A 17,866-nucleotide genomic window follows, 5' to 3' on the forward strand; every position below is an offset into this window, starting at 1 on the left:
CTGCTCCGGTTTCAGAACAAGCCCACCCGCGCCTGGTCTTCCAGCAGCCGGCGCACCGGCGCCGGCGTGCCCAGCGCATCGAGATCGTCGAGCGACAGCCAGCGCTGCCCGGCCGGCGTCGCGCTGTCCTGCCGCAGCACGTTCGCCTCCGCTTCGAGGTCGACCCGGATGGCGCGGATCAGCAGGCGGAAGTGCGTGAACACATGGGTCAGCTCGCCAGCCAGCGCGGCGCGCGCAGGATTGCCGAAAGCGCGCGCGTAGTCGAGCGCGCGGGCCTCGGCTGCGTCTGCGTCGAAGGGCACGGTGTCGACGGGCATCTCGGGCAGGCTCCACAGGCCGCCCCAGATGCCGCTGTCCGGACGCAGGCGCAGCAGCACTTCACGCTCGCGCCGCACCAGCAGCATCACCGTGCTGCGCTCGGGGATCGCCGCGCGCGGCTTGGGCGCAGGCAGCACGGCGGTCAGCCCGTCGCGGCGCGCCACGCAATCGGCGGACAGCGGGCACGCGGCGGCATCGGCCAGGCAGGCGGGCTTGCCTCGCGAGCACACCGTCGCGCCCAGGTCCATCAGCCCCTGCGTATAGGCAACCATGTCGTCGCCCTGGCGCGGGCCGGGCGCCGGCAAGGCCTGTTCCGCCAGCTGCCACATGCGCGTTTCCACCGCGCGCTCGCCCGGATGACCATGGATGCCGAAGCAGCGCGCGAACACGCGCTTGACGTTGCCATCCAGGATCGGCGAACGCACCCCAGCACTGAATGCCGCAATGGCAGCCGCGGTGGAACGGCCGATGCCCGGCAACGTGACCAGCACCGCAGGATCCGTGGGGAAGCGGCCGCCATGCTCGCCGACCACTTGCATGGCGCAGCGGTGCAGGTTGCGCGCGCGCGAGTAGTAACCCAGCCCGGCCCACAGCGCCATCACCTGGTCGGCAGGCGCCGCCGCCAGGTCCTGCACCGTGGGCAACTGCGCGACAAAGCGCTGGAAGTAGTCGATCACCGCGCTGACCTGGGTCTGCTGCAGCATGATCTCGGACAGCCAGATGCGGTACGGATCGCGGGTGTTCTGCCACGGCAGGCCGTGCCGGCCGTGGACGCGTTGCCAGTTGACGACCCGCGCGCCGAAATCCGGCGGGACGTGGAGATCGTCGGGAACGGCGGGAGCAGTGCGGGGAACGGGCGTGCGGGGCATTGGGTAAAGCTTGTGTAGAACTCGTCGCCAGTTGGGTACTCCCTCTCCCGCATGCGGGAGAGGGTTGGGGTGAGGGCTGAGCGTGTCAACGAAGTCCAGGACGGCGGTATGCCGGCGCCTACCCTCACCCCCTGCCCCTCTCCCGCAAGCGGGAGAGGGGAGCAAACCGGCAGCGTGCGAAGCTGGTCAGCAACAAAAAGGGCGCCGCAGGAAAGCGGCGCCACATGATATACCGGCTTCAGTAACTGGCTACGCTACCGCAAGACTGGCACTGTCGGCATCGGCCCCCGGCCGCATCAGCCGCTGGGCAAAGCCTTCGATGCGTCCGCTGCGTTCGTCCAGCCCGTTCAGCACTTCCTCCAGCTGGGCGATGCGGCTTTCCAGCGTGTCGGTGGCTTCATGGATGCGCTCGATCGAATCGACACGCCGGCGCAGCTGCTTCTGGTGTTCGCGCACCTGCGCTTCCAGCGGCGTCATCACCGACTTGAGCCAGACTTCGATATCGCGGTTGAGGCCGCGGAAATTCTCCAGCACGCGGCTGGCCATGGTGTTGAACGCGCTTTGCACCAGCTGCGGGCGCGAGCGCGTCAGCATGCTGATCGTGCCGAAATGCGCCTGCACCAGCCGCAGCGTCTCCTGCAGTTCGGCCAGGTAGCGCTCGGCGGTGAACTGCATCGGCGCGGGCAGCGTGAAACCGTGCTCGGCATTGAAGCGCCGGTACATGCTGTCGATCAGCTGGTGCAGCTGGCCGATCTTGCTGTCGGCATCGCTGACCAGCCCGCTCAGCTGCGCGAACAATGCCTCCATGTCCTCGCGCAGCCCGCGCGAGAAGAAGCGCTCCTTCATCTGTTCGCGCGCGCCGCGCATGGTGCGGCGCACGTCGCGCAATTGCAGGCTCTTGATGATGTCGGCACTGTGCCGGCCAAAGACCAGGCGCAGCGCCTGGAACTTGCTGATGCTCTGCTCGAACTCGTCCTTCTCGCCCTGCACCCGCATCAGCATGTGCTTGACCATCGCATGGTTTTTGCCGCGCAGGCCGCGCAGCTCGAACAGTTGCTCGACGATATCGCGGCGGCGGCTTTGCAGCAGTTGCTGCGCGGCGCGCGCCATGTCCTGCACCAGCCGGTAGACCTGGTCCGCGACGATCTCGCGCCGGCGCGGAATCAGCTGGTCCGACAGCACGTGCTCGAATTCGGGCAGTCCGCTGCGCGCCAGCAGGGCATCGTCGTGCGTGACCTTGGCCACCAGCCCCTTTTGCGCCGACACCGGATACACGCGCGACTGCTCGATGCCCAGCACCTGCGCGGTGGTCGACACCTGCCGGGCAATTTCCTGCGCGATCTCGCCCGGCTGGCGCAGCGGATCCCACAGCCCGTCGATCTTGTTCAGCACCGCCAGGCAGCCGCGCCGGTGCCCGGCGCCGACATGGCTGCGCCACAGCTCCAGGTCGCTCTTGGTCACGCCCGCGTCGGCGGCCAGCACGAACACCACCACGTGCGCATCCGGGATCAGCCGCAGCGTCAGTTCGGGCTCGGTGCCGATTGCGTTCAGGCCCGGCGTGTCGAGGATCACCAGGCCCTGGCGCAGCAGCGGATGCGGGAAATTGATGACGGCGTGGCGCCAGCGCGAGATCTCGACCATGCCCTCGGCATCGACCGCGTAGGCGGCATCGGGGTCGTTCTCGTGGTACAGCCCCAGCGCCTCGGCCTGTTCGGGCGGCACGCGCATGGTCTGCACCACGTGCTGGAACGCCTCCAGCATGCCCTCGGGCGACGACGGATCCAGCGGCACCGAATGCCAGTGCGACGCCGAAGTGCCGGCCTCGAGGAAGTCGGCGGTGGAGGCGTCCTGCAGGCGCGTCTCGATCGGCAGCAGGCGGATGCTGGGCGGCTCGGTCTCGTCGTAGCGCAGCTCGGTCGGGCACATGGTGGTGCGCCCCGCCGACGACGGCAGGATGCGGCGCCCGTAATCGGCAAAGAAGATGGCGTTGATCAGCTCGCTCTTGCCGCGCGAGAACTCGGCGATAAAGGCGACCTTGAGGCGGTCGCTGCGCAGCACGCTCTGGATGCGCTGCACGCGCTCGTCGGCCTGCGCATCGTACAGGTCGTGCTGCTGCAGCCAGGACTGGAATTCGGCCAGTGACTGGAGCACCCCGGTTCTCCAGGCGCCGTATTGTTCGAATTGGTGGGCGAGCGTTGTCATGGACCTGTTGGGCTGGCTTGTTTTTACCGCGGGGCCCGCCACCCTGTGCGGCTGCCCGTGTTCACGCAGTGCCGGTCCGCCCCCCTTGCCGTTCACGCGGCCGGCCATTTTGTAACTTTTTATGACTGCGCACACGATACAGGTTTCCACGGCGCTTTTGTGGAATTCGCGTCCCTTGGATGGCAGTGACACCGCCAGTGTTGCGCCGACCCATCGACCTGGGGCAGCGGGCGCCCCCTGAAGCACTCCCGGCCGCCTATCAGTGCTGGCAGTTGGTGCAATAGAAGGTGGAGCGCTGGCCCTGCACGATCTGGCGCACCGGCTTGGCGCACACCTTGCATGGCAGGCCGGCGCGGTCGTAGACGAAGCAATCGAGCTGGAAGTAGCCGCTGGCACCGTCGCTGCCGACAAAGTCGCGCAGCGTGCTGCCGCCGCGCTCGATCGCCTGCGCCAGGGTCTCCCGCACCGCCTGCGCCAGCCGGTCGCAACGCGCGCGGCTCAGGCGCCCGGCCGGGGTGGTCGGGTGGATGCCGGCGCGGAACAGGCTTTCGGACGCATAGATATTGCCCACCCCGACCACGATCGCGCCGGACAACAGCACGGTCTTGATCGCGGCACTGCGACCGCGCGTATGGCGGTGCAGCCAGGCGCCGTCGAAAGCGGGATCGAACGGCTCGATGCCGAGGGTGCTCAGCAGCGGGTGCGACGGCAGTTCCGCCTCCGGCAGCGTGGTCCAGAGGATGGCGCCGAAGCGGCGCGGATCGCGGAAGCGCAGCACGATGGTGCCGGGCTGCTGGCCCGGGGCGGCTGCCGACGCTGCGCCGGGCTCGGCATCGAGCACCAGGTCGAAGTGATCGTGCACGCCCGGCGGCGGTGCCTCGGGCAGAACCCGCAGCGTGCCCGTCATGCCCAGGTGCACCAGCAGCCAGCCGGGCGGCTGCGCGGCATCGCTACTGACGCATTCCAGCAGCAGATACTTGCCGCGGCGCTCGATGCGGCGCACCAGGCGTTGTGCCAGGCAGGCTTCGAGCTCGGGGTCGACCGGCCAGCGCAGGCCGCGGTGGCGTACCGTCACCGCGGCGATGCGCCGCCCCACCACATGCGGCAGCAAGCCGCGCCGGGTCACCTCGACCTCGGGCAATTCAGGCATCGAACCTCTCCGTTGGTTACCGCTCAAAACTGCTGCAGCGCCTGCCGGCGCCGCCCCGCGGCGCCAAGCAGCGCATTGTAGCGGCAGGCTACAATGCCCTTATCAATGCGCAATCCCCCATCCTTCGCCAGCGCGCGCCGGAGCACTCACTACATGTCGGACCTGATGCCGGACCAGATGCCGGACTCCACGTTGCAAGCCACCGCGGGCGGCGGCCTGACCACATCGCCGGGCGCCGGCTCGCGCACCGCGCGCCGTGCCGGCACCCTGGCCCGCTGGTGGCAGGCCCCGCGCCGCCATGTGCGCGCGCTCGCCGCCGGCGCGCTGCTGGCAGCGGCGGCAGGTGCAGCCCACGCCGCGCCGCCCCTTGACGCCGGTTCGCTGCCCATGCTGCAACTGGCCGCGGCCGACACCCCGGCGGCCAAGCCGGCGCGGCCGGCATTGCCGTCGCTGGAGCTGACCGACGATATCGTCTATATGGTGCTGGCCGCGGAGATTTCCATCCAGCGCGGCCTGGTCGGTCCGGCCTACCGGACCTACCTGGAACTGGCGCGGCAGACGCGCGACCCGCGCTTCGCCCAGCGTGCCACCGAGATCGCCTTCAACGCGCGCGTCCCGCAGCAGGCGCTTGACGCCGCACGCCTGTGGAAGGAAATCACCCCGACCTCGCCCGCAGCCAGCCAGGTGCTGTCGACCCTGCTGGTGCTAAACGGCCGCTGGGATGACGCCCGCCCGCTGCTGCAGCAGCAACTGGCCGCGGTGCCGGCCAGCCAGCGCGGCGATGCCATCCTGCAGCTGCAGCAGCAGCTGTCGCGCACCAGCGATCCGGCCGGCGCGGCCACGCTGCTGCAGGACCTGACCCGCAACGAGACCAAGCTGCCGGAAACCCAGCTGGCGCTGGCGCGCGCGCGCGAAGTCGCCGGCGACGAGCCGGGCGCGCTGGCCGCGCTCGACCAGGCCTTGCGGCTGCGGCCCGGCTATGAAGCGGCCGCGCTGATGTCTGCCGAACTGCGCGCCGAGAAGCAGCCCGACGAAGCCGTGGCGGTGCTCAAGCGCTTCCTGGAAAAGTCGCCCGAATCGGTCAACGGCCATATCACGCTGGCGCGGCTGTACCTGCTGAAGAACGACATGCCGGCGGCCCGCCAGGAGTTCGAGACGCTGCGCAAGGTGGCGCCCGCCGACCCGCGCGTGCCGCTGGCGCTGGGCCTGACCAGCCTGCAGGCCAAGAACTTCGGCGAGGCCGAGCAGTACCTGCAGGAATACCTGCGGCTGGTCGAGAAACAGCCCAGCGCCAATCCCGATATCGCCTACCAATACCTGGCGCAGATCGCCGAGGAACGCAAGGACTACGCGGGCGCGATCCGCTGGCTCGACCGCATCGAGGACGTCCGCCTGGCGCCGGCGGCCACCGCCAAGCGCGCCCAGCTGCTGGCGCGCATGGGCAAGCTCGACGACGCCCAGGCATTGTTCGGCGAGATGCTCAGCGACGCCGAAGATATCTCCGATCCCACCCAGCGCGCGCAGCGCGTGACCGCCATCCGCCAGGCCGAAGTGGCCACGCTGATGGAGAACAAGGCCTACGACCGCGCCCGCAAGGTGCTGAACGACCGCATCACGGCGGAGCCCGACAATGCCGACTGGATCTATGAGCTGGCCATGCTCGACGAGCGCCAGAAGCGCTACGCCAGCATGGAAAGCGGCCTGCGCCGCGTGATTGCGCTGCAGCCGCAGCAAAAGCAGGGCTACAACGCCCTCGGCTATTCGCTGGCGGACCGCAACGAGCGGCTGCCCGAGGCGCTCCAGCTGCTGGAGCGCGCCTCCGAACTGGGGCCGGACGATCCGTACATCATGGACAGCCTGGCCTGGGTCAAATTCCGCATGGGCGACCTGCAACCCGCGGCGGCCCTGCTGCGCAACGCCTATGCCAAGGCCCCCGAAGCTGAAATCGGCGCGCACCTCGGCGAGGTGCTGTGGCAGCTCGGCGAGCACGACGAGGCCCGCAAGACCTGGACCGAGGCCGTGCGCATCGACCCCGAGAACGAGACCCTGATCGATACGCTGCGCCGCTACAAGTTCAACGTGCAGCCGTCCAAGTAAGCCCGTGCGCCGCGGCCGGCAAGCCCGGGCCGCGGCACCGGATTCCCGTCAGCCCGGCGGCCGCCGCGCCACCGTCCTCACGACCATGCCCATGAACCGATCCCGACGCCTGGCGCTGCTTTGCCTTGGCGCGCCCCTGCTGCTGCAGGCATGCGCCAGCGTGGCGCCGTCGCGCAGCTTCGATGCCGACCAGGACGCCGTCAGCCAGCAGTACACCGGCCGCTTTTCCGCCAACTACGTGCGCTACGGGCGCGACGAAGGCGTGCAGGGCAGCTTCCGCTGGGAGGAGCAGGGCCGCAACGTGCGCCTGGACCTGGTCTCGCCGCTCGGCCAGACCCTGGCCGTGGTCACCGCGACGCCCTCGGGCGCCACGCTCGACCTGCCCAACCAGCCGCCGCGCAACGCGCCCGAGGTCGATACCCTGATGGAGGAAGCGCTGGGCTTTGCACTGCCGGTGGCCGGCATGCGCGACTGGCTGCACGGGCGCCCCACCCAGGGCACGCCCGCGCGCGCCACGCGCGACGAGCAGGGCCGGCTGGCGACGCTGGCGCAGAACGGCTGGACCGTGCGCTACGTTGCCTGGCAGGAGACGCCCGCCGCCGGCGCCGCCGCCGCCCAGGTGCCGCGCCGCATCGACCTGGCGCGCGACGCCGGCAGCAATCCGCTGTCGGTGCGGCTCGTCATCGATCCCCAGACGCCATGACGGGCGCCATCACCGCACCATCACGCACCATGCCACGCAGCCATCCCCTGCCTCCGCCCGAACTGCGCGACTGCCCCGCGCCGGCCAAGCTCAACCTGTTCCTGCATGTGACCGGCCGCCGCGCCGACGGCTACCACACGCTGCAGACCGTGTTCCAGCTGGTCGACTGGTGCGATACGCTGCATTTCCGCCGCCGCGACGACGGCGTTGTCGCGCGCGTCACCGAGGTGCCCGGCGTGCCGGCCGAGACCGACCTCGTGGTACGCGCCGCGCGCGCGCTCCAGGCTGCCACCGGCTGCACCTTGGGCGCCGATATCGCCATCGACAAGGTGCTGCCGATGGGCGGCGGCATCGGCGGCGGCTCGTCCGACGCCGCCACCACGCTGCTGGCGCTGAACCACCTGTGGGGCCTGGGGCTGACGCGCGCCGAGCTGATGCGGATCGGGCTGACGCTGGGCGCCGACGTGCCGGTGTTCGTGCTCGGGCAGAACGCCTTTGCGCAGGGCATCGGCGAGGAGCTCACGCCGGTCGAGCTGCCCGACAGCTGGTTCGTGATCATCCACCCGAAACAGCACGTGCCCACCGCTGAAATTTTTTCGGATGAGTGCTTGACAAGGGATACGCCGATCTCCATAATTGCGGTCTTCGCTGCTCGCACAAACAAATTCGATTTCGGTCGCAACGACCTGGAACCGATAGCAACAGCGAAGTTCGGCGAAGTCGCCCGAGCCTTGGCATGGCTGAAGCAACACAATCAGCATGCCCGGATGACCGGTTCCGGAGCCTGCGTGTTTGCGCGTTTTCCCGACGCAAAAACAGCGCAGCAGGTTTTGGAAGGGTTGCCACCCGAGTGGGATGGCAGGTGTGTGAGAAGTCTGGCACGTCACCCGCTCGCGACATTCGCATAGCAAGTTTTCGTTCGGCGCGTTATTGCCCTGTCAGTCGTGGCAGGTTGGTAGCACGAAGAACGGCCCGGTTGTGTAGGGGAGTCGCCAAGTTGGTCAAGGCACCGGATTTTGATTCCGGCATTCGAAGGTTCGAATCCTTCTTCCCCTGCCATTACTTCCTATAGTGTCCTAACGGAACACGATATCTCCAAGTCACCGGCTGCGCCGGTGACACCAAGCTCCCCCAGCAGCAAGACAGGTGCCCCGAATGAGCAGCGAAGGCTTGATGGTATTTACCGGCAACGCCAACCCCAAACTCGCGGAGGCTGTCGTACAGCACCTCGGCATTCCGCTGGGCAAGGCTCAGGTTGGCCGTTTCTCCGACGGAGAAGTCCAGGTCGAAATCCAGGAAAACGTTCGCGGCAAGCACGTCATCGTGCTGCAGTCCACCTGCGCGCCGACCAACGACAACCTGATGGAACTGATGGTGATGGTCGACGCGCTCAAGCGCGCCTCGGCACGCAGCATCACCGCCGCCATGCCCTACTTCGGCTATGCCCGCCAGGACCGCCGCCCGCGTTCGGCGCGCGTGGCAATCTCGGCCAAGGTGGTGGCCAACATGCTGGAAGTCGCCGGGGTCGAGCGCGTGCTGACGATGGACCTGCACGCCGACCAGATCCAGGGCTTCTTCGATATTCCGGTCGACAACATCTACGCCTCGCCGGTGCTGCTGGGCGACCTGCGCGAGAAGAACTACGGCGACCTGCTGGTGGTCTCGCCGGACGTCGGCGGCGTGGTCCGTGCCCGCGCGCTGGCCAAGGAACTGAACTGCGACCTGGCGATCATCGACAAGCGCCGTCCCAAGGCCAACGTGGCCGAGGTGATGAACATCATCGGTGAAGTCGAAGGCCGCAACTGCGTCATCATGGACGACATGATCGACACCGGCGGCACGCTGTGCAAGGCTGCCCAGGTGCTGAAGGAGCGCGGCGCGCTGAAGGTCTTCGCCTACTGCACGCACCCCGTGCTGTCGGGCGGCGCGGCGGCCCGCATCGCCGATTCGGCGCTGGACGAAGTGGTGGTGTGCGACACCATCCCGCTGTCCGAGGAAGCCGCCAAGTGCACCAAGATCCGTCAGCTCTCGACCGCCCCGCTGCTGGCCGAGACCTTTACCCGCATCGTCAAGGGCGACTCGATCATGTCGCTGTTCGCGGGTTCCTGATAGAATTTATGGCTTTGCCGCGTTGATCGTCTTGCATTGGCGGTCAACGTGACCTGATCGGCGCATGCTTTGCTGATTTGCGCCGCAACGAGGCTGTCTGGTCGCGGACAGCCTTCTTACTTTTGGAGTCATCATGAAAGTTGTCGCTTTCGAGCGTAGCGTACAGGGAACGGGTGCGAGCCGCCGCCTGCGCAATTCGGGCAAGACCCCCGGCATCATCTACGGCGGCGCCGCCGAGCCGAAGATGATCGAACTGGATCACAACGCCCTGTGGCACGCCCTGAAGAAGGAAGCGTTCCACTCGTCGATCCTCGACCTGGAAGTCGCTGGCAAGTCGGAAAAGGCTCTGCTGCGCGCATTCCAGATGCACCCGTTCAAGCCGCTGGTGCTGCACGTCGATTTCCAGCGCGTGTCGGCCAACGACAAGATCCACGTCAAGGTGCCGCTGCACTTCATGAACCAGGAAACCGCTCCTGGCGTGAAGCTGGGCCACGGCCTGGTCAACCACATCGTCAACGACCTGGAAGTGTCGTGCCTGCCGGCCGACCTGCCCGAGTTCATCGAAGTGGACGTCGGCGCCATGGAACTGGGCCAGACCCTGCACCTGTCCGACCTGAAGCTGCCGAAGGGCGTGACCGTGATCACCCACGGTGACGACAACCCGGCCATCGCCAGCATCTCGCAACCGGCTGGCGCCGTGTCGGAAGCTGCCGAAGGCGGCGAAGCCGCTGGCGAAACCCCGGCCGCCTAAGCTGCCGCAGCGGTGGCGGCCCGCGGGCCGCGCCACGAAGAAACCGCCGCTTGCGGCGGTTTTTTTTCGCCCGGCAGCGGACTGCCGGTTTTTCGGTATCCTTGGCGCCTGTGGCGCAGTCCCGCGCGCCAACGACACAGTCAAACGCATGATCAAGCTTATCGTCGGCCTCGGCAATCCCGGTGCGGAGTACGAGGCCACCCGGCACAACGCCGGCTTCTGGCTGGTGGACCAGCTGGCCCGCATGGGCGGCGCCACGCTGCGCGTCGAGGGCCGCTTCCATGGCCTCGCCGCGCGCGCGCGGCTATGGGACCAGGAGGTCTGGCTGCTCAAGCCGTCGACCTTCATGAACCGCTCCGGCCTGGCGGTGGTGTCGCTGGCGCGCTTCTACAAGATCCTGCCCGGCGAGATCGTGGTCGTGCATGACGAGATGGACCTGCCGGCGGGCGCCGCCAAGCTCAAGCGCGGCGGCGGCGCGGGCGGCCACAACGGCCTGAAAGATATCTCGGCCCACCTGGGCACACAGGACTACTGGCGCCTGCGCCTGGGCGTGGGCCATCCGCGCAATGCGCCCGGCGGTGCCGGCGCGGGCCGCGAGGACGTGGTCAACTTCGTGCTCAAGCCGCCGCGGCGCGAGGAGCAGGAAGCCATCGATGCCGCGATCGACCGCTGCATCGATCCGCTCGGCCTGCTGGCGCGCGGCGATGCCGAGCGCGCCATGGCGCAGCTGCATACCGCGCGCTGAGCGCGCCGCAAGCCAGCCAGCATATTTCTGCGACAGCAGCATGAAAACGGGCCGCATCCGCGGCCCGTCGTCGTTTGGCCGCACCGGTCTGCAGTTGCAGACATAGTGTCATCAAAGTGCCATGGGCACCACCTAAATTGCGGGGTTTCCAATCGCGTCGGTATCGCATGGTTGCCGATGCGCATGACATCCCACAGGAGGAAAGCCCATGTCGTACCTGACCGACGAAGCGCGCGCCGCAAGCCGCGCCGCCAAGCCCGACGTTGACGTGCCCGGCCAGATGCTCGAGGACATCGTCGCCGCCAACCCGGCCCGCCGCCGGGTGCTGCGCGGCGGCCTGGGCCTGTCGCTGGTGTCGGCGTTCGGCAGCGGCCTGCTGGCCGCCTGCGGCGGCGATGACGATCCCGCTCCGGCCCCGGCGCCCGCACCGGCCCCTGCACCCGCGCCCGCCCCGGCTCCGTCCCCGGCCACGCCGAGCTACGAGGTCACCTTCGAGCCGATCGCCAAGTCCACCGCCGACACCGTGGTGGTGCCCAGCGGCTACAGCGTCGACGTGCTGTTCTCGGCCGGCGACCCGGTCGAAGCCGGCGCCACCGGCTATGCCGGCGCCTTCCAGTCGTCGGCCGAGACCGAGCGCCAGGCCGGCGGCAACCACGACGGCATGCACTACTTCACCCTGCCCGGCGTCGATCCGCAAAAGGGCGGCCTGCTGGCGATCAACCACGAGCTGCCGGACTACAACATCCTGTTCCCGAGCGCCTACGATGCCGCCACCGCGAGCCCGGAACAGAAGCGCATCGCCCTGTCGGCGGTCGGCATTTCGGTGATCGAAGTGGAACTGGCCGCCAGCGGCAAGTGGCAGGTCAAGCGCGACTCGATCTACAACAAGCGCTACACCGGCAACACGCTGTACCGCGTGGGCGGCCCGGCCGCACCGGTGGTCGGCGCCACCGTGGTCGGCATGCTCAACAACTGCTCGAGCGGCCATACCCCGTGGGGCACCTACCTGACCTGCGAGGAAAGCACCGACAACTACATCGACCCGAACCAGGCCGACAACGGCTATGGCTGGGTGGTCGAGATCGATCCGTACGGCACGCTGGGCGCACCGGCCAAGCGCACCGCGATGGGCCGCTTCGACCATGAAAACGTCGCCTTCATCACCGATGCCAGCAACAACGTGGCGTTCTACATGGGCGACGACGGCACCCCGGGCTGCATCTACAAGTTCGTGCCGAGCAAGGCGTTCGATCCGAACAACCGCGCGGCCAACGCCAACCTGCTCGACAGCGGCACGCTGTACGTGGCCAAGTTCAACGCCGACGGCAGCGGCCAGTGGATCGAACTGGCGCAGGGCAAGAACGGCCTGACCGTCGGTGCCTCGGATCCGGGCAACTGGACCCAGTCGGCGGTATCGCCGGCGCCGACCACGGTCGACTTCGCCACCCAGGCCGACGTGCTGATCAACACCAAGTCCGCCGCGCGCGTGGCTGGCGGCACGCTGATGGACCGCCCCGAGTGGATCACCGCCGCGCAGGACAACACGCTCTACTGCACGCTGACCAACAACAGCGGCCGCCAGCAGACCGACGCCGCCAACCCGCGCAAAAACAACCTGCACGGCCATATCGTCAAGTGGAATGAAACCGGCAATTCGCCGCTGGCGACGACCTTCACCTGGAGCATCCTGTTGCAGGCCGGCGACCCGTCGCTGGCCACCGACAACCTGAAGGGCAACATCAACGGCGACACCTTCTCCAGCCCGGACGGCCTGCGCGTCGACCCCAAGGGCCGCCTGTGGGTGCAGACCGATTCGAGCACCAGCGCCACCTACACCGGCACCTTCGGCAACAACAGCATGTATTACATCTCGCCGACGGGCCAGTCGAAGCGCTTCCTGGCGGGCCCGACCGGTTGCGAGATCACCGGCATCGCCTACACGCCGGACCTGACCACCTGCTTCATCAACATCCAGCACCCGACCGGCAAGTGGCCGGACGCGGCCAAGCCGCCGCGCTCGTCGACCATCGTGGTGCGCCGTGCCGACGGCAAGCCGATCGGTGCCTGACCGCGCAGTGCAGTAGGCAGTAACCGTAGTAAATTGGGGAAAGGTTAAGCCCCCGTCACCTTGCGGTGCCGGGGGCTTTTTTTGCGTGGCGCAAGCCGGTAAATGCGGGGGAGCCGAGCGTGGCCGCTGTCAGGCCGCGTGCTTGGCCGCGGTCAGCAGGCGGTACCGCTGCATCAGGACCTCATGGGTCTCGGCGCGGTTCGGGTCCTTGGGGATGCATGCAACCGGGCAGACCTGCTGGCATTGCGGCTCGTCGAAGTGGCCGACGCACTCGGTGCACTTGTTGGGGTCGATTTCATAGATCTCGGGCCCCATCGAAATGGCTTCGTTCGGGCACTCGGGTTCACAAACGTCGCAGTTGATGCAGTCGTCGGTGATCATCAGCGCCATGGTGTTTCCTTCCTGCGGACACGCCCGCGCCCGACTGGCCGCGGTCTGACGTGTCTGAAGCCGTATTTTATTCCGGTTTGGCGATTTTCTCTTGCAGCCAGCGTTCCACCGACGGGAACACGAACTTGCTGACGTCGCCGCCAAGCACCGCGATCTCGCGCACGAAGGTGCCGGAGATGAACTGGTACTGGTCCGACGGGGTCAGGAACATGGTCTCGACGTCGGGCAGCAGGTAGCGGTTCATGCCCGCCATCTGGAACTCGTACTCGAAGTCGGAGACCGCGCGCAGGCCGCGCACGATCACGCGCGCATTGTTCTTGCGCACGAAGTCCTTGAGCAGCCCGGAAAAGCCCTCGACCCGCACGTTGGGATAGTGCCCGAGCACTTCGCGGGCAATGCTGATGCGCTCTTCGAGCGAAAAGAACGGGCGCTTGTTGGGGCTGTGCGCCACGCCGACCACCAGTTCGTCGAAGATATTCGACGCACGGCGGACCAGATCCTCGTGTCCCCGGGTCATTGGATCGAAGGTGCCGGGATAGACCGCGCTGACCATACTTCCTCCTTGATCTGCCCGCTGCCGGCCGTGGAGGGGCCGCCTCTTGCGCCGGCCGGGCCGGCGTGGGTGCTGCGTCGCGAGCGTTGTGACAGCGGCGTAGTGTAACCCTAAATGCCCCGCTTGGAAGGCGCCGCAGGCACCGTTTTGCGGCAGTGCACCCAAGAATCGGTTCGGCAATCGGGAAGGGTCCCTTCCCCGTTGCGGAACCGCCGCGCCACCGACCGGAAGGGTCAGCCAGCGCCGTTGCCCGGCACCCGGTGCTGCAGCAGGTGGAAATGCACCGCCCCGGCGCGCGCGTGCCGCACGATCTCGAGCGCGGCCGGCACCGGCGCATCGGCACCGGTCAGCGGGTGGTCGGTCTCGACATAGACCGCCCCGCCCGGCCGCGACAGCCGCGCCGCGTGCGCCAGCGACGGACCGATCCAGTCCTCGGCGAACGGCGGATCCAGGAACACCACGTCGTAGCTGGCATCCGGCAGCTGCGCGGCAATGGCGAAGGCGTCGCCTTGCAGCACGCGCACCTGCGCGGCATCGAGCCGGGTCACATTGTCGCGCAATTGCCTGGCCACGCGTGCATTGGACTCGACCAGCGTCACCGCGGCCGCGCCGCGCGAGGCGGCCTCGAAGCCGAGCGCGCCGGAACCGGCGAACAGGTCCAGGCATTCCAGCCCGGACAGGTCCTGGCCCAGCCAGTTGAAGAGCGTCTCGCGCACGCGGTCGGGGGTCGGGCGCAGGCCCTGGGCGTCAGGCACCGGCAGCAGCGCGCGCTTCCAGCGTCCGCCAATGATGCGGACCTGCGCGGGTGCCTGGCGCGGCACGGGAGAGACGGGAGATCGCCCGCGAGGCGCGGGCGAGGGCAATCGGGAACGCGAATTCATGCCGTGATTGTAGAGCCTGCGGCCGGCTCCGCCGCGGGGGATGCCGCCGTCACCGCGGACATCACTGCCGCGACGCCGTGGACGCGGCGCCCACCGGCCCGCCAACGATCACCGTGGCCATGTTGTCCGGGTGCACGTGGCGCTGGAACGCCGCCCTGACCTGCTCGCGCGTGACCTTGCCGATCTGCGCGGTCCAGGTATCGAGGTAATCGAGCGGCAACCCGTACCAGCCGATATTGGCCACGTTGGTCAGCAGCTTGCGGTTGTTGTCGATACGCAGCGGGAAGCCGTTGATCAGGTTGTCCTTGGCCGCGCGCAGTTCCTTCTCGCTCGGGCCTTCGGCGACAAAGCGCGCCAGCACCTGGCGCACCAGCGCCAGCGCCTCGTCGGTCTGGGCCTTCTTGGTCTGCAGGCTGATGCCGAACGGCCCGGGCTGCTTGGAGGGAGCGAAGTAGCTGTCCACGCCGTAGGTGAGGCCGCGCTTCTCGCGCACTTCGTCGGTCAGGCGCGAGCTGAAGCCGCCGCCGCCCAGCACGTAGTTGCCCACCAGCAGCGCGAAATAGTCGGGGTCGCCGCGCGCGATCGCCGGCTGGCCCAGCGCCACGCTGGACTGCTGCGCCGGGTGCGGCAGGCGCTGCTCGCTCGGCGCGATCTTCAGCCGCACCTGCGGCAGCGCCGGCGCGGCACGGCCCGGCGGCAGCCCGCGCGTCAGCTGTTCGGCGATGGCTTCGGCCTGCTTGCGGTCGACCGCGCCGATCAGCGTCACCACCGCGCGCTGCGCGCCGTAGTTGTCGCGCCAGAAGCCGACGATGTCGTCGCGCGTGATCGACGCCACGCTGTCCGGGGTCGCGGCAACGCCGTAGGGATGGTCGGGATACATCGCCCGCGCCAGCGCCTTGTCGGCGATCACGCCGGGCTTGGTATCGGCCTCGCGGATGGCGGTGATCAGGCGCTGCTTTTCGCGCCCGACCACGGCATCCGGATAGGTCGGCGCCTTGATCAGCTGCGCCGCCAGCGCGACCGACTGGTCCAGCTCCGGCTGCGCGGTCAGGGTCCGCAGCCCGATGCCGCCGCGGTCGCCGCCGGCCGCGCCGCCAAAGGCGGCACCGGTATCGGCAAAGGCATCGGCGATGCTGGCCTCGTCGCGCGCCGGCTGGCCGTCCTGCGCGGCGGCGCCCTTGTCCAGCAAGGCCGCGCTCAGCGTGGCCAGGCCGGCCTTGCCGGGCGGGTCATAGCGGCTGCCGGCATCGAAGTCGATATTGATATCGAGCATCGGGATCGACGGGCTGTGTACGAAGTACACCCGGGCGCCGGTGGACGCGGTCCAGTGTTCGATCGGGATCGCTGCCTGCGCCAGCTGCGCGGCCAGCAGCACCACGGCGCCCAACGCGGCGCCGGCCAGTTTGCGCAGCGGGCGCGGCGCGGAAGTGACGGACTGGGTCATCGCCTTGTTCTCAGTGGCGCAGGCCCGACGGGGCCTGCGACTTGGGCTTGTTCGGATCGATCGGCTGCGGCACCAGGGTCGCCACGGTCAGGTTGTCGTCGTTGAAATACTTCGCGGCGACGGCCTGCACCTGAGCCGGCGTGACGGCCTTGATCTTGTCGAGCATGCGGTCGATCTGGCGCCAGGAGATCTCCGAGATCTCGGCCACGCCGATCTCCATGCCCTGCCCGAACACCGAATCGCGCTTGTAGATCTGGCCGGCCACCACCTGCGCCTTGACGCGCTTGAGCTCTTCCGGCGAGACCCCTTCCTTGGCGATGCGCTGGATCTCGGCACGCAGCGCGCGCTCGATCTCGTCGGTGTTGTGGCCCGCCGCCGGCGTGCCGTCGAGCACGAACAGCGACTCGCCGCGGTTGATGCTGTCGTAGCCGACATTGACATCGTCGGCCAGGCGCTGCTCGCGCACCAGTTCGCGGGTCAGGCGTGCGTTGTCGTAGCCGTTGAGCACGGCCGCCAGCACCTCGAGCGCATAGGGGTCGACGTCTTTCTCGACGTCGCGCAGGCGCGGCACCTTGTAGGCCATCACCATGTACTGGTTCTCGGCGGGCGCCTTGACCCAGATGCGCTTGATGCCCTTCTGCGCCGGCTCTTCCTGGTCCTTGCGAACCGGCAGCGCGCGCGGCTTGAGCTTGCCGTAATAGCGCTCGGCCAGCGCGCGCACTTCGTCGGCCTTGACGTCGCCGGTGACGATCACCGTGGCGTTGTTGGGCACGTACCAGTGGCGATACCAGTCCTTGACGTCTTCCACGCGCATGTTGACCAGGTCGTCCATCCAGCCGATCACCGGGTGGCGGTAGGCGGCGGCGGTGTAGACCGTCGCCAGCAGCTGCTCGTAGACCGTACCGCGCGCGGAGTCGTCGGTGCGCAGGCGGCGCTCTTCCATCACCACCTTCATCTCGCGCTCGAACTCGTCCCTGGTGATGACGAGGTTGGCCATGCGGTCGGCTTCCAGCTCCATCATCTTCGGCAGGTACTGCTTGCCGATCTGCTGGTAGTACATGGTGAAGTCGCGGTTGGTCATGGCGTTCTCGCGCCCGCCCAGGGCCGCCACCTGCTTCGAGAATTCGCCGACGCCGACCTTGGGCGTGCCCTTGAACATCATGTGTTCCAGCATATGGGCCACGCCCGTGGTGCCGCTGACCTCGTCGATGCCGCCGACGCGGTACCAGACCTGGTGTGCCACTGTCGGGGCGCGGTGGTCCTCCTTGACGATCAGCCGCAGCCCATTGGACAGGCGGTACTCGGTCGTGCCGTGGGCGGTGGCGCCGGCCGGGGCAGTCTGCGCACCCGGCATCGGCGACGCCACCACGCCTTGCGCCGCGGCGGGCAGCGACCACAGCAGCAGCGCCAGCAGCAGCGCGGGGATGAGACCGCGCGCCAGTCGCGCGGCGTGTGGGGGCGGCGCCTGCCAAGGCGGTGCGTGGCGTTGGATGCGCGTTTGGGCGCCGGCTTCGGTGCCTGGCGCGCCTGCTGCGGTCATGACAGCGCAATGGTTCATGCGACCCCGTCTGCTAAAATTTTGCCGA

Annotated in this window: 15 protein-coding genes and 1 tRNA gene; 8 read left to right on the top strand and 8 right to left on the bottom strand. The window is 68.3% G+C overall.

Features of this window, described 5'->3' with window-relative positions:
* Positions 1–11: 11 nt before the first annotated feature.
* From mutY to mutM, 3 genes are all read right to left on the bottom strand, one after another.
* A complete protein-coding gene (mutY, locus tag LIN44_RS15940; RefSeq protein WP_227312907.1) occupies positions 12–1,187 on the bottom strand; it encodes an A/G-specific adenine glycosylase in 1,176 nt (391 codons plus the stop codon).
* A 249-nt stretch (positions 1,188–1,436) separates the two neighbouring features.
* Positions 1,437–3,389 carry a dynamin family protein gene (locus tag LIN44_RS15945; RefSeq protein ID WP_227312908.1) on the bottom strand — a complete coding sequence of 651 codons (1,953 nt, stop codon included), beginning with the start codon at positions 3,387–3,389 and terminating at the stop codon, positions 1,437–1,439.
* Positions 3,390–3,648: 259 nt separating this feature from the next.
* The gene (gene mutM / locus LIN44_RS15950) at positions 3,649–4,539 is read right to left on the bottom strand and encodes a bifunctional DNA-formamidopyrimidine glycosylase/DNA-(apurinic or apyrimidinic site) lyase (RefSeq protein WP_227312909.1); all 891 of its coding nucleotides are present in this window, start codon (positions 4,537–4,539) and stop codon (positions 3,649–3,651) included.
* A 153-nt stretch (positions 4,540–4,692) separates the two neighbouring features.
* Between mutM and LIN44_RS15955 the strand changes: the two genes are divergently transcribed.
* From LIN44_RS15955 to LIN44_RS15990, 8 genes are all read left to right on the top strand, one after another.
* Complete coding sequence (locus tag LIN44_RS15955; protein ID WP_227312910.1) at positions 4,693–6,636, top strand: tetratricopeptide repeat protein; 1,944 nt, start codon at positions 4,693–4,695, stop codon at positions 6,634–6,636.
* A gap of 85 nt (positions 6,637–6,721) precedes the next feature.
* Complete coding sequence (gene lolB, locus LIN44_RS15960; RefSeq protein WP_370641583.1) at positions 6,722–7,339, top strand: lipoprotein insertase outer membrane protein LolB; 618 nt, start codon at positions 6,722–6,724, stop codon at positions 7,337–7,339.
* Between the two features lie 29 nt (positions 7,340–7,368).
* Positions 7,369–8,247, top strand: a complete 879-nt coding sequence (ispE, locus tag LIN44_RS15965) for a 4-(cytidine 5'-diphospho)-2-C-methyl-D-erythritol kinase (RefSeq protein ID WP_227314417.1) — start codon at positions 7,369–7,371, stop codon at positions 8,245–8,247.
* 74 nt (positions 8,248–8,321) lie between these two features.
* Positions 8,322–8,398, top strand: a tRNA-Gln gene (locus LIN44_RS15970).
* A 96-nt stretch (positions 8,399–8,494) separates the two neighbouring features.
* Positions 8,495–9,448 carry a ribose-phosphate pyrophosphokinase gene (locus LIN44_RS15975; protein WP_062796633.1) on the top strand — a complete coding sequence of 318 codons (954 nt, stop codon included), beginning with the start codon at positions 8,495–8,497 and terminating at the stop codon, positions 9,446–9,448.
* Between the two features lie 133 nt (positions 9,449–9,581).
* The gene (locus LIN44_RS15980) at positions 9,582–10,199 is read left to right on the top strand and encodes a 50S ribosomal protein L25/general stress protein Ctc (protein ID WP_012351653.1); all 618 of its coding nucleotides are present in this window, start codon (positions 9,582–9,584) and stop codon (positions 10,197–10,199) included.
* Positions 10,200–10,347: 148 nt separating this feature from the next.
* The gene (gene pth / locus LIN44_RS15985; RefSeq protein ID WP_227312912.1) at positions 10,348–10,944 is read left to right on the top strand and encodes an aminoacyl-tRNA hydrolase; all 597 of its coding nucleotides are present in this window, start codon (positions 10,348–10,350) and stop codon (positions 10,942–10,944) included.
* A 208-nt stretch (positions 10,945–11,152) separates the two neighbouring features.
* The gene (locus LIN44_RS15990) at positions 11,153–13,012 is read left to right on the top strand and encodes a PhoX family phosphatase (protein WP_227312913.1); all 1,860 of its coding nucleotides are present in this window, start codon (positions 11,153–11,155) and stop codon (positions 13,010–13,012) included.
* 129 nt (positions 13,013–13,141) lie between these two features.
* On the opposite strand, the gene LIN44_RS15995 is transcribed toward LIN44_RS15990, so the two are convergent.
* From LIN44_RS15995 to LIN44_RS16015, 5 genes are all read right to left on the bottom strand, one after another.
* Positions 13,142–13,402 carry a YfhL family 4Fe-4S dicluster ferredoxin gene (locus LIN44_RS15995; protein ID WP_227312914.1) on the bottom strand — a complete coding sequence of 87 codons (261 nt, stop codon included), beginning with the start codon at positions 13,400–13,402 and terminating at the stop codon, positions 13,142–13,144.
* Positions 13,403–13,469: 67 nt separating this feature from the next.
* On the bottom strand, positions 13,470–13,955 hold the full coding sequence (gene coaD / locus LIN44_RS16000) for a pantetheine-phosphate adenylyltransferase (RefSeq protein WP_012351649.1): 486 nt from the start codon (positions 13,953–13,955) through the stop codon (positions 13,470–13,472).
* 233 nt (positions 13,956–14,188) lie between these two features.
* Positions 14,189–14,836 (bottom strand): 16S rRNA (guanine(966)-N(2))-methyltransferase RsmD, encoded by a 648-nt coding sequence (gene rsmD / locus LIN44_RS16005; RefSeq protein ID WP_227312915.1) that lies wholly within the window; start codon positions 14,834–14,836, stop codon positions 14,189–14,191.
* A gap of 61 nt (positions 14,837–14,897) precedes the next feature.
* Complete coding sequence (locus tag LIN44_RS16010; RefSeq protein ID WP_227312916.1) at positions 14,898–16,280, bottom strand: pitrilysin family protein; 1,383 nt, start codon at positions 16,278–16,280, stop codon at positions 14,898–14,900.
* Between the two features lie 10 nt (positions 16,281–16,290).
* Complete coding sequence (locus tag LIN44_RS16015) at positions 16,291–17,838, bottom strand: pitrilysin family protein (protein ID WP_227312917.1); 1,548 nt, start codon at positions 17,836–17,838, stop codon at positions 16,291–16,293.
* Positions 17,839–17,866 lie beyond the last annotated feature (28 nt).

Origin of the sequence: Cupriavidus sp. MP-37 (assembly GCF_020618415.1) — a bacterium.
In the GTDB taxonomy this organism is placed as follows: domain Bacteria; phylum Pseudomonadota; class Gammaproteobacteria; order Burkholderiales; family Burkholderiaceae; genus Cupriavidus.